The 12,525-nt window shown below is 53.9% G+C and carries 11 protein-coding genes; 3 read left to right on the forward strand and 8 right to left on the reverse strand.

Features of this window, described 5'->3' with window-relative positions; genetic code table 11:
* The first annotated feature begins 238 nt into the window (after positions 1–238).
* Together H7U06_RS11285 and fumC are read left to right on the forward strand one after the other, a co-directional pair.
* Entirely contained in the window at positions 239–907 is a 669-nt protein-coding gene (locus tag H7U06_RS11285; protein ID WP_175626270.1) for a DUF599 domain-containing protein, read from the forward strand.
* Between the two features lie 70 nt (positions 908–977).
* Positions 978–2,366 carry a class II fumarate hydratase gene (gene fumC, locus H7U06_RS11290; protein WP_175626271.1) on the forward strand — a complete coding sequence of 463 codons (1,389 nt, stop codon included), beginning with the start codon at positions 978–980 and terminating at the stop codon, positions 2,364–2,366.
* Between the two features lie 119 nt (positions 2,367–2,485).
* On the opposite strand, the gene H7U06_RS11295 is transcribed toward fumC, so the two are convergent.
* Both H7U06_RS11295 and H7U06_RS11300 read right to left on the reverse strand, forming a co-directional pair.
* Entirely contained in the window at positions 2,486–3,028 is a 543-nt protein-coding gene (locus tag H7U06_RS11295) for a hypothetical protein (protein WP_175626272.1), read from the reverse strand.
* A gap of 88 nt (positions 3,029–3,116) precedes the next feature.
* Positions 3,117–3,335, reverse strand: a complete 219-nt coding sequence (locus H7U06_RS11300) for a CsbD family protein (RefSeq protein ID WP_175626273.1) — start codon at positions 3,333–3,335, stop codon at positions 3,117–3,119.
* Positions 3,336–3,896: 561 nt separating this feature from the next.
* Between H7U06_RS11300 and H7U06_RS11305 the strand changes: the two genes are divergently transcribed.
* Positions 3,897–5,936 carry a PAS domain-containing protein gene (locus H7U06_RS11305; protein WP_175626274.1) on the forward strand — a complete coding sequence of 680 codons (2,040 nt, stop codon included), beginning with the start codon at positions 3,897–3,899 and terminating at the stop codon, positions 5,934–5,936.
* A gap of 17 nt (positions 5,937–5,953) precedes the next feature.
* Here H7U06_RS11305 and H7U06_RS11310 read toward each other — a convergent pair whose 3' ends face one another.
* From H7U06_RS11310 to H7U06_RS11335, 6 genes are all read right to left on the reverse strand, one after another.
* Positions 5,954–6,388 (reverse strand): response regulator, encoded by a 435-nt coding sequence (locus H7U06_RS11310; protein ID WP_175626275.1) that lies wholly within the window; start codon positions 6,386–6,388, stop codon positions 5,954–5,956.
* A 58-nt stretch (positions 6,389–6,446) separates the two neighbouring features.
* Positions 6,447–7,079, reverse strand: a complete 633-nt coding sequence (locus tag H7U06_RS11315; RefSeq protein WP_124574916.1) for a response regulator transcription factor — start codon at positions 7,077–7,079, stop codon at positions 6,447–6,449.
* Between the two features lie 35 nt (positions 7,080–7,114).
* The gene (locus tag H7U06_RS11320) at positions 7,115–8,230 is read right to left on the reverse strand and encodes a sigma-54-dependent Fis family transcriptional regulator (RefSeq protein WP_175626276.1); all 1,116 of its coding nucleotides are present in this window, start codon (positions 8,228–8,230) and stop codon (positions 7,115–7,117) included.
* A gap of 170 nt (positions 8,231–8,400) precedes the next feature.
* The gene (locus tag H7U06_RS11325) at positions 8,401–9,513 is read right to left on the reverse strand and encodes a YbdK family carboxylate-amine ligase (RefSeq protein WP_175626277.1); all 1,113 of its coding nucleotides are present in this window, start codon (positions 9,511–9,513) and stop codon (positions 8,401–8,403) included.
* 17 nt (positions 9,514–9,530) lie between these two features.
* Positions 9,531–10,733, reverse strand: a complete 1,203-nt coding sequence (locus H7U06_RS11330; RefSeq protein WP_175626278.1) for a cation:proton antiporter — start codon at positions 10,731–10,733, stop codon at positions 9,531–9,533.
* Positions 10,734–11,137: 404 nt separating this feature from the next.
* On the reverse strand, positions 11,138–12,508 hold the full coding sequence (locus H7U06_RS11335; protein WP_175626279.1) for an NAD(P)/FAD-dependent oxidoreductase: 1,371 nt from the start codon (positions 12,506–12,508) through the stop codon (positions 11,138–11,140).
* Positions 12,509–12,525 lie beyond the last annotated feature (17 nt).

Below are 12,525 nucleotides of genomic sequence, written 5' to 3' on the forward strand. Positions count from 1 at the left end.
GAAGATGACCAAATCAGTGTTTACTCAATCGTTATCGTTGTTGGGAATAAGATTAACGACAGCTGTAAATTAACGGAACGAATCTCTTCGTTGATGCATCATCGGTTTTCGCATAAGTCGCTTTCGTCATAAGCACATGCGAAAACTATGGGTAGGATCGGGTAGGCGCTGTGTGGTCTGCTATGCTAGCCGGCAGATAGCAGGACTATCCTGTTTACTTCATTATGCAGAGGGAAATATGAGTGGGATCGACGTCGATGTCATGGCGCTGTGCGCGAGTGGTGTGTTGTTGCTGGCTTATTACCTGTACCTGATGATGCGGGTACGGCGTGATCCTGATTTTTCCGTGCACTCGGTCAATCATCGTGCCCGTGCCTTGTGGGTCAAAGATGTGATGGCCAGCGGCGGCAAGAAGGATGTGATGGCGGTTCAGACGCTGCGCAACTTCGGTATGACTGCCACCTTCAAGGCTTCTTCTTCCATCCTCCTGATCCTCGGTACGCTGACCTTGTCCGGCCAGGCCGAGAGTTTGTCGCGTACCTGGCATGTGCTCGACTTTGCCGGTGGTTCGCGCGCGGCCGAGTGGTGGGTGATCAAAATTATCTGCCTGTTGACAGTATTGCTGGTGGCGTTCTTTGCCTTTGCTATGTCGCTGCGCCTGCTGAACCATGTGGTGTTTATGGTCAATCTGTCGCAAACCGATGCACAAGGTTCGCTGTCTCCGGAGCGGGTAGGGCAGCGTCTGAATAGCGCCGGAGTGTTTTATACGCTGGGTATGCGCGCCTTCTTTGTGGCGGTACCGCTGACCTTCTGGCTGTTTGGCCCGCTGTTCCTGTTCCTGTCGACGCTGGGTCTGATCGTGGCGTTGTATCACCTGGATCGCAGTCCGCTGGCGGAGAATAATTAGGAGTGCTCTCCAGCAAATAAGCGCGCTTTGCAGTAGTCTTTACTTCTTACAGTCTAATCAGGATCAACCCATGACGACCCGTACAGAACGCGACACATTCGGCCCGATAGAAGTGGATAGCCAACGCTTGTGGGGCGCGCAGACGCAACGTTCACTCGAACACTTCAAGATATCCACCGAGAAAATGCCGCAGGAATTGATAGTGGCGCTGGCCGAAGTCAAACGTGCGGCCGCCATCGTCAACCTGGATCTCGGCAAGCTGTCCAAGGACAAGGCACAAGCCATTGCCCAGGCAGCGGAGGAAGTCATCAATGGCCAGCATCCGCATGAATTCCCGCTGGCCGTGTGGCAAACCGGCTCCGGCACGCAAAGCAATATGAATATGAATGAAGTGCTGGCGAATCGCGCTTCGGAATTGCTCGGTGGTGAGCGTGGCGAGCAGCGTCTGGTGCATCCGAATGATGATGTCAACCTCGGCCAGTCATCCAACGATATCTTTCCGACCGCGATGTATGTGGCGGCCAGCGTGGCCGTCGTCAAGACGCTGTTGCCAGCGACGCAAGCATTGCAAACCACATTGAACGGCAAGGCTGAGGAGTTTGCCGACATCGTCAAGATAGGCCGCACCCATTTGCAGGATGCGACACCGCTGACGCTGGGGCAGGAGTTCTCCGGCTACGTCGCGCAATTGGCGCAGTCTGCTACCGCCATCACTCACTTGCTGCCACCGTTACAGGATCTCGCGGTAGGTGGCACAGCTGTCGGCACCGGCCTGAATACCCATCCCGAATTCGGTGTGCGTGTCGCCGCTGAGCTGACGCATCGCACCGGTGTGACATTTAAAAGTGCACACAATAAATTCGCTGCCCTGGCCGCGCATGACGCGATGGTGAGTGTGCACGGCGGCTTGAAAACCCTGGCCGCCAGCATGATGAAGATCGCCAACGATGTACGCTGGCTGGCTTCCGGGCCGCGCTCCGGTCTCGGTGAACTCAGTATCCCGGAAAACGAGCCGGGTAGTTCCATCATGCCGGGCAAGGTCAATCCTACGCAGAGTGAAGCGGTGACGATGCTGTGTTGTCAGGTGTTTGGTAATGATGTGGCGCTCAATTTCGGCGGTGCTTCCGGCAATTTTGAGTTGAATGTGTTCAAGCCACTGATGGCGCATAACTTTCTGCAAAGCGTACGCTTGCTGGCCGATGGCATCCATAGCTTCGATGAGCATTGCGCGCACGGCATTGTCGCCAATCGCGATCGCATCTCGGATTTGATGGAACGTTCACTCATGCTGGTGACCGCACTGGCACCGCATATTGGTTACGACAAGGCAGCGAAGATAGCGAAGCAGGCGCATCAGCAAGGTGCCAACCTGAAGGAAACTGCGCTGGCGCTCGGCTATGTGACGAGTGAGGAATTCGATTTGTGGGTCAAACCGCAGGACATGATCCATCCGGGCTGAAGATAAGCAGACGGATACGGCAGACATACAAAAACGGCCCCGGTAGTGATACCGGGGCCGCTGTCTTACCAAGAGTCAGGCTGGATAAGGCTATGCTGTCTTATCGCGGCCATCAGTGCTTACTTGCCAGCGTTAGCGGCAGCGATACAACGTGATTTCTCGTCGCCCGCCAATGCTTCACACTTCTCTTTTTGCACGGCTACGTGCGCATCTTTCTTTTCATCGCGTGCATCTTTACGTGCATCGCTTACTTCTTTCGATGCTTTGGCATCAGCAACAGCGGAGTCATGCGTAGCTTTTGCTTCTTTTACGCAGACATCTTTTTTGTTGCCGCTAAAGTCATCACATTTTTCCTTGGCCACTTTGTAGTTGGCGTCGGCAATGTCAGTACGTGCTTTCTTTTGAGCTGCAGGCGTACCTTTATAGGTCGCTTCCGCTTCGGCTTTGGCTTTTACTTCACCAGCCTTGGCTTCTTCCTGGCAGACGTCTTTCGCATTGCCTTTCATATTGTCACAGGCTGCGCGTGCGACTTTGTAATCGGCTTCCGCGCGGGTTTTGGCCGCGTCATAGTTGGCCTTGACTTCAGATGGTGCTGCGTAGGAAGCGCTCATAAAACCGAAGCTGGCTGCAGCCATGACTATCATAGAGAGGGATTTTTTCATTTGGCATCCTTATAGTTGTTTAGAAGGTCTTGCTGCTGGCGAGCCATAGGCCCGCACTGCAAAGCGTTGCATCGCTACTGTCTGCTAACTACATGTAGCGCTTGTCGTTGCGGTTGCGGTCTTCGAAAGCCTTGATCTGCTTCTCGGCTTCATCCTTGTTGATGCCGTAGGCTTCCTGTATTTTGCCCGCGAGCTGGTCGCGCTTGCCGGCGATCGTGTCGAGATGATCATCGGTGAGCTTGCCCCATTGCTCTTTGATATTGCCTTTGAGTTGTTTCCAGTTACCTTCAATAACGTCCCAATTCATAGCATTCTCCTTGTTCAAATTTCTCACGAGTAAATCGCGGTAAGGCAAAGTGCCTGCCCTTTACTACGCAAGGTGCAGGCCAGCTTTTGCGCCTATATGAATCAAGGACTTATGTTTATTTTTTGATATTTTTGTAAAAATTACCGGGTAGCTTGAACACGCTACATGTGGGAAAAGCGGACTTTGTTTGCCTCTCGGCAAGGGCAGGAGGCGACGCTGATCAGCAAAACGGATGCTACAATTTGTTGGCTTTTTGGAACCATTTTACAGGGGCAGCATCTGAACTGCTGTTTGCCGGAAAGCAGCGAGAACCGGCATCAAAATTTGCGTCGGTTTGCAGGTGTTTGCAGACTCTATGCATGCTGCTATGCTGATTCCGATCACATCTATATTCAGGTAGGAACAGCTGCAGTCATCATCGCTGCGTGTGCCGCCCGTATTGCGGTTAGTGCGCATAGTGTATTTTCGCAGTCCGGTTCAGTTCAGCAGCGTAGCCGTCGCCATCGCATGCATGGTTGTTCGTAGTAGCTGTTGCTACCCATTACTCACACAGGAATATTTATGCTGACTACCCCGCCGGTACGTACCACGTTCACTCCGTTGTGGGCGCCGCTATTGGCTGCATTGCTGATGGCGGGTGTGGGCGTGCTGGCTATGGTCAATGTGCGGCAAGACCTGTGGGTGCTGAATTACCGCTTGTTTGATTTGGTGCCTATCCTGGCAAATACCGCGCTGGCTTTTGTATTGGCCGGTCTGGCGCTGGTACTACGCTCCTTCAAGGTATCCACGCCGCGTGCCAGCACCGTATTTGCCGTACTGGCATCCATCGTTGCGCTTTGTGTCGCCTTGCTCGGTTTGTCGACCCTGCTGCAGTATATGTTTGGTGTGCATGTCGGTATCGAGCGTGTATTCCCGACCCTGGCAACATCTGAATACAAAGCCTATCTGGAGCGTATGGCACCGCTGCCTGCGCTCGGCTTTACGCTGGCTGGCCTAAGCTTATTACTGCTGGATTACCGTACTGCGCGCGATCACTATCCGTCCGAGTACGGAGCCTTCATCCTCGCTGGCGTGATGGGTATCCCGCTGATCGGCCATTTATACAATGTGATGTCGGTTGACGAGTTGAATGCCGCGCATACCGTCACACCGTTTATCTCCATCATCTTCTTCATCCTGGCGCTCGGTATCCTGTCAGCGCGGCCGGAGCACAGGCTGATGAGCTTGTGGAACAGTACTTCGCCCGGTGGCCCCTTGTTGCGACGTTTGTTGCCGAACAGCCTGATCCTGCTGGTGATCCTCGATTTCGCGATCAAGTGGGGTGTACAGAATCGTTACTACGATGCCGACAAGGCTTCGCCTTTGCTGATTCTGCTGAGCAGCTCGCTGTTGTTCATTATGTTTTGTCGTACCGCTGCATTGCTCAACCGCGAGTATGAAGGGCGGCAACAAGGTGAGGCGGCGCTGGCAGAGAGTAATGCGCTGTTGCGTGCCGTCAGCGACAACACACCGGATGCGATTTTCGTCAAGGACAGCAGTGGTCGCATGGTGTTTGCGAATCCGGCCAAGCTGCGTTTGCTCGGCAAGCAGCGTGATGAAGTCATCGGTTACCGCAGCATAGACCTTTATCCGTTGCGGGAAGACGCGGAGCAAGTCAAGCTGGAAGACCAGAGCGTGCTGGATGCCGGCGTGCCCAAGGTATTTGAAACGACGATACATTTTGCCAGCGGCGTGCATACGATGCATTCCACCAAAGCGCCTTGGCTGAATGCGAACGGACAAGTCATGGGACTGGTCGGCATCAGTACCGACATTACCGAACGCAAGCGCATGGAAGATTCACTGAAAGCGCACGAGACGCAACTGGAAGCACTGGTCGCGGCGCGTACTGCTGAAGTCAGCGAATTGATCGGCCATCTGGAAACTACACGTGAAGAAGAGAAGCGTTCGATCGCACGCGAATTGCATGACGACCTGGGCTCCGCACTCACAGCCTTGAATATGCATTTGTCTTTGCTGTTCCAGCAAATACCGGCAGAGCCTAAATTTACCGAGCGCTCACTCAAAATCAAAGCCTTGCTGAGTTCGATTACAGATGCGACACGCCGTATCCAGAATGGTTTGCGGCCGGACAAGCTGGATGTGTTTGGTATCAAGATTGCGATCGCTGAACAAGCTGCCGAGTTCGAGAAGTACACAGGTGTAACCTGTAACGCGAGCCTGCCGGACGACAGATTGATTTATGCACCGCGGGTGGATATCGCTTTGTTCCGCATGGTGCAGGAGTCACTCAATAATATCGCCAAGCACGCACAGGCAACGCGGGTCGACGTGATCCTGGATGATGCTGACGATGAAATCATGCTGACCATACGCGACAATGGCGTCGGCATACCGACTGCACAATCGGGCGTGATTACACATGGCTTGCGCGGGATGCGTGAGCGCGCCGGTTATCTTGGTGGTTCAGTGCGGGTGAGCAGTAGTGCGGGGGGCGGGACGACTATCGCGATCAGCATACCGAAGACAGCTGAGAACATGCAGATAGAAGTGGATGACGAAAACGAAGAAGGTATAGAGGCGGAAAAATCGCGTAGTTGAATGGCGAGGGCAGGTGTTTAGCCGCGGGCGTTGTATTCCAGGTTGGCAGAGCTCAGGCTTTTGACCAATTCAAACAATTGCGGAAACTCGGACGTCTTGTCGAAGAAGTGGTTGACGCCGTATTGACGACCGACGCGGCGGAACACTTCGGTGGCATTGTTGCTGCAGATGATTTTCAAGGCATTCACTGCTTTGGCTTTTTCGGAAATCTGGCGCAGCAGGTTGATGCCATTGCCTTTTTTCAGCTGGATATCAACGATCAGCACATCGCAGGGCAGTGCGTTCAACTGATTCAGTGCATCGCCTTCCGACTCCGACACACCAGCTACCACTACGCCGGGGATCATCGCCAGGTTCTCTATCATCAGTTCACGGACGTCCAGAGAATCCTCTACGAGGAAGACCCGTAAGGGCTGGCTCACTGTGTTTTCAAAAGTCGTCGCTTGAGTCATATTTCAACCACGGTTAAGAATTTCGATTGCTGTACTTGCCTTGCTACTTCCGGCTGCATCAATCAATCAGGTTTTGCTTGATTGCGTAATAAATGATGCCGGCGTTATTTTCCATATTCATCTTCTGCAATACGCGTGCCCGATAGGTGCTGACTGTTTTCACGCTCAGGCACAGTTCTTCCGCTATCTTGGTCACGCCATGCCCCTGACACAGCTTGTAGAAAATTTCATACTCGCGTTTCGACAGGGTTTCGTGCAAAGGCTTTTCGGTACTGGTATCGAGTTCTGTCGTCAGTAATTCGGCAACGGTATGGCTGATGTATTTGTGACCGCGCAGTATGGTCTGGATCGCGTTCACCAACTCTTCAGCCAGTGCTTCTTTCTGTACATAACCGCTGGCACCGCTGCGCAGGATCTGAACCGCATAGCGGCTTTCCGGATGCATGCTCAGGATCAGTACCGGCAGGTCCGGTTTCTCACGCTTGATCTGTTTCAGTACTTCGACACCACTTTTGTCCGGCATATTGATGTCGAGCAGCACGATGTCCCAATCCTGGGAGCGAACCAGGCGTATGGCTTCCTGTGCAGTAGCAGCTTCACCTTCGATTTTCATGTCCGGCACCTGGGCAATGAAATATTGCACACCGGCTCGTACTACTGCGTGATCATCGACTACAAGAATTTTTATCATTATGGTTATGCGCGTTTAACTGACTACCTGGCCGATTATTGATTCCGGCTTTGTGCGCCATAGGGCCGCACGTGCGGTATGACATCGCCCAGGAACAGCTTGGCCTGGTATTCATTCAAACGATTGTAAAGGGTTTTCAGGCTCACACCTAACACCTCGGCGGTCAGAGTCTTATTGCCGCCACAGTGGCCCAAAGTGGCATAAATCAGGCGTTGCTCGGCATCCGCCAGCTTGCTGCCCAGCTGTACGGTGACGCAATCGCCGATCTGCTCACTGACCATGGTCTTGTTCGGATTGACCAGCGGTAACAGCTCCAGCTCGTGATCCGCCATGATGTAGGCGCGGTGCACGACGTTTTTCAGTTCGCGTACATTGCCGGGCCAGCTGTATTCATTCAACAGACGCCACGACGCTTTGGAAAAGACGCGGTCGCGACCGTCTTCCTCATTTAGCTGATGCAGGAACAGGCTGGCCAGCAGGCGGATATCTTCGCTGCGCTCACGCAACGGCGGCAGATCCAGCGGGAACACTGCCAGGCGATAAAAGAGATCGCTACGCAGGATACCGCTCTTCATGGCTTCCAGCGGATCGCGGTTGGTCGCCGCGATAACGCGGACTTTTACTTCGGTTTCTTCTTCTGCGCCGATACGGCAGAAGCGGCTGCTCTCGAGTACGCGCAGCAGTTTGACTTGCATATCGAGCGACATTTCCGTCACTTCATCGAGGAACAGGGTGCCGCCGTTCGCACGTTCGAAACAACCCTTTTGCATACGGATTGCACCGGTAAAGCTGCCGCGTTCATGGCCGAACAATTCGGCTTCGATCAATTGTGGAGAGACGGCACTACAGTTCAAGGCGACGAAAGGTTGATCCTGTTCGCGGCTCAGTTGATGAATGGCCTGTGCGACCAATTCCTTGCCGGTGCCACTTTCGCCTGCGATCAGGACGTTGGCAGTGGTCGGCGCCACTTTGCCTATCATTTGGAATAACTGCTGCATGGGTGCGGACGCGCCATACAGGTCGCCGCAACGCGCCAGCTGGCTGAGCGTATGGGTGTGGGAGCTATTCTGGGCTTGCAATACGGCCATGTCATGAAGGCTGGAAATCGATATATCTGTGACTTCAGCGCTACCATTCAATCCGTTCGACATTCACTTCTCCTCTGTTAGGCAGCTACGACTTTTACAGAGTGAATTGTGAAGTAGTTGATAACATTGCAGAATCGGTGGTTTTCCGATTCTGCTGTGGGAAAGCGCTTACATGTGCAAGCAGCAGAGGGAAATTGGGGAGATTTGCTGTGCAGTGCAGCAAGGAAACATGCCTAGCGGGCCATCCACACCGCACTTTGTTGACGCACGACATCGCTTAGCGAACCCGATTTCTCGTAGCAAGCGCGTAGCCAGTCAGCGTCGGACTGGCCTGCCTGTATGCGCTGGCGCAACAACTCTATCGCTTCGGTGGTACCTAGCTCCTGGGCAATATCGGCCAGCATATCGAAGGTTTGCAGTATGTCTTCCTTGATCGAAGTCTGGGTGCCGTTGATCGGATTGATGATGGCACCGTTGAAGCCGAAGCGGCAGGCCTGGAAGCGATTGTAGGAATAGGTCAGGTAAGTGTCTTGCGCCGGTTTCAGTTCCTGTTGCGCAAAGAAGAACTTGCTCAGCGTCTGCGCGTAACCTGCCAGTGCGACCGCCACTTCTATCGACAGCGGGGTATCGCAGACACGGATCTCTACCGTTCCGTATTCCGGCTTGGGCCGGATGTCCCAGTAAAAATCTTTCATGCTGGCCACGATGCCTAGGCTGGACATCTTGTCGAAGTAGGCATTGAACGCATCCCAGTCGGTGACGAAAGGCATGTAGCCACTCAGTGGGAAAGCATTGATGCTGGTCAGTCGCGAGGACTGGAAGGTGGTATCCACACCCTGGTAAAACGGTGATGATGCCGACAGTGTGATGAAGTGTGGAATGTAGCGCGCCAGCATATGTGCCAGGCGTATCGCTTCATCACCGGTGGCGCAACCTATGTGTATGTGCTGGCCGTACACGGTGAACTGTTTCGCGAGGTAGCCATACAACTCGGACACCAGACGATAGCGATCAGTCGGATAAATGCGCTGGTCTTCCCAGTGCTGGAACGGATGCGCACCACCACCGGCGAGGCCGAGATTGAGCTTGTCGGCAGCGCTCACCAGCAAGGTACGCATGGCGGTCAACTCGGCCAGCATTTCCTTGTGATCGGTATGCACGGAAGTGGCGATCTCGATCATGCTCTCGGTGATTTCCGGCTTGATGTCATAGCCGTGATCGGTCTTGTCGATAATGACGAGCAAATCGCTGGAGCCGCGTGTGAGGTTGTAGTCGCGGCGGTTGACGATTTGCAGTTCGAGTTCCACGCCCATCGTCAACGGAGTCGAATTATTGAATTCCAGCATAGGGTTTCCTTGTTTGCTTATTGCTTGGCTTCACCGGATGCAACGAGTGCATAGCGGGTGCAGACCGGGCCTATGATTTCCAGGATGACGAGTATCGATACGACCAGTGCCGCGAGTTGCGAACCGAACTGCGGATAGTAACCGACCGCATGCTGCACCATGATGATGTTGAAGCCGGACAGCGGCATCAGGCCTATGCCGAGCAACGCACCTTTGCGCAGGGTTACGCCGTTGATACGTGCCATGGCGGTGGTGGTGGTCATCGCGATTGCGAGGCGCAGTGCGATGAAGGCCAGCACTGCCGGCCACAAGGTCAACAGGTGGGACAGTTCCAGCTTGGCACCGGCAAAGACAAACAGCGCGACATAGAACAAACCGCTGAACTGGCTCAGGTCAGGCTCAACAATCGCGTGGCGTGCATCGTAGCTGCGGCTGGCGATACCAAACACCAGCAGTGCGATCAGTGCAGACAAATTGAACATGACGGAGATACCAACCGTTGCGGCGATCAGTGCCAGCACCAATATCAGTTGCGCCTGGCTATCACGACCCAGCCATTGACCTATCCATACCAGCAGGCGGCTGATGATCCAGCCGAGTGCAGCGGAACCCAGCAACAGGTAGAGCGGGTGCAGGATGTAGCTTTGCCAACCTGCCGCGTATTCAACGTGTACCGCTGCCAGCCCCATAGAAAAGATAATGAAAGCCAGTGCATTACCGATCACGACGATGTTGAGCATGCGCTCGGTCAGTTGTCCTTCAGCTTTGACTTCACGTACCACGTTCAGGATCACGGCAGGTGAGGTCGCCATGCCGAGTGCGGCGACCATGCTGGCGACCAGTTTGCTGACACCGAATTGCGTCAGCAGCAGGAACAGTGCGAAGAAGGTAACCAGGCTCAGCAAGACGCCGGTAATCAGCAAGCCGCGTTCACGCAGCAACCACTTATAGTCGACCCGGCGGCCGAGTTCAAACAATACCAGTCCCAGTGCGAGGTCGACCATGATGCTGATTTCTTCCAGCATGGCTGCGTCGATCAGGTTCAGTACCGACGGACCTATCAATAAACCTGTCAGCACGTAGCAGCTGATAGCAGGTATTTGCGGAAAGAAACGGCGCAGCAAATGCGAGCCGAGGATACCGACGATGAGGATCAGGCCGGTGGCGGTCAGCACATTCAGAGCGTGCGGCATGGACGGAAAAAAACTATGTGATGTCATGTTGTTCCCGGCAATTTAAAGTAAGTGTCCACGCAAGATCAGACGACTTGTGTAGCAGGACGCCTTGTCTATTCCGCAGACAGTACAGCGGCGACCATTTGTTGGGTCGAGCAACTTTACTCACAGATTGTTTTGGATGTTACTGCCTGCACTCACTGCAGGTGTCATCCGGTTTGTTGTGTCGTGATACTAAGGACACGTTAGCGAATAAGACTGTTAGGTTCTTAACGGAGATACCGTTTTATTAATTTGACTGCCGAAAGTGTAGCAGCAGTTTTAGCAAAAGGCCGTATACATTTTTCTGCGATGCATATTACGAAATACGCCGCATGCCCGATACACAGGCAGCGGCGCATTATAGTGCAATTATTTTTTTTCTACACCTGCACGCGATTAAGGTGTGTTTAGTGCAATTTTACGCGTGGTGAAGTTTTGCGCCTTAACCAATGCGCCATGGTATCAGCGCAAGTGCGTATCACACCGTGCAATGCAACCAGATGCATGCGATACAGCGAGATGTACAGCAGGCGCGCGAGCACACCTTCAATAAACATCGCACGGCCGAGCAAAGGCCCCATCAGGTTGCCGACCGCATCGAAGCGACCGAGTGATACCAATGAACCAAGATCGCGATACTGGAACAGCGGCAACTCTTCATTGTCGAGGCGTTTCTTGATGGCATGGAACAGGAAGCTGGCCTGTTGATGTGCCGCCTGTGCACGTGGAGGTACCGTACTATTCTTCTCCGGCCAGGGGCATGCAGCGCAATCACCGAAAGCAAAAATATTCGGATCGATTTCGGTCTGCAGGCTTTGTGTCACTACCACCTGACCGAGGCGATTCACCGGCAAGCCGAGTTCGCTGAGTATCTGCGGTGCACGTATGCCTGCTGCCCATACTGTCAGGTCGGCTGGCACACTGTCGCCGTTCGCGAGCATGACTGCATGCTCCTGAACTTCGGAAACCTTGGCATCGATGAGGACATCGATTTCCATGTGGTTGAGCAATTCGGTGGTCTTGCTCGACACACGTTCCGGCAATGCAGACAAGATGCGCGGTGCCGCTTCTATCACGCTGATGCGGATATCGCGGTGCGGATCGAGGTGATGCAAACCGTAAGCACCGAGTATCTCTGCCGTGTTGCGTAACTCTGCCGACAACTCGACGCCGGTTGCACCACCGCCGATGATCGCAATGTTCAGCTTGCTTTGTGCCTGGTCGGCACGCACGCACAGTCCTATCATGCGACGCCGGAAGTGCTCGGCCTGGTGCATGGTGTCTATCGAGATCGCATTCTTTTCTGCGCCTGGCACATTAAAGAAGTTGGTCACACTGCCGATCGACAAGACCAGCGTGTCGTAAGGAATCTCACGGCGTGGCAATAACTCGACGCCATCGTCGTCGTTCAGGCTGCCTATCGTAATGGTCTGGCGTGCCCGATCCAGCCCTTGCAGTTCACCCGGTTGATAGACGAAGCGGTGCCAGCGGGCTTGTGCCGCATATTCGAGCTGGTGTGAGTTTGCATCCATGCTGCCCGCTGCTACTTCGTGCAGCAGAGGCTTCCAGATGTGGGTGGATGAACGGTCGACCAGCACGACACTGATGCGTCCGCTCTTGACGAGCTTGTCACCGAGCGCGGTAGCCAATTCAAGGCCACCGGCACCGCCGCCGACGATGACGATGCGGTGTACTGCCGCAGCGTTGTCGGTTAAGGTTTGTGCTTCAGTGTTGGTCTGGGTACTCTGGTTTACATCTCCATCAAGATCGTTAGACATAGCTACTCTCCAATTGT

The sequence above is a fragment of the Herminiimonas sp. Marseille-P9896 genome, assembly GCF_903993245.1.
In the GTDB taxonomy this organism is placed as follows: Bacteria; Pseudomonadota; Gammaproteobacteria; order Burkholderiales; family Burkholderiaceae_D; genus Oxalicibacterium; species Oxalicibacterium contaminans.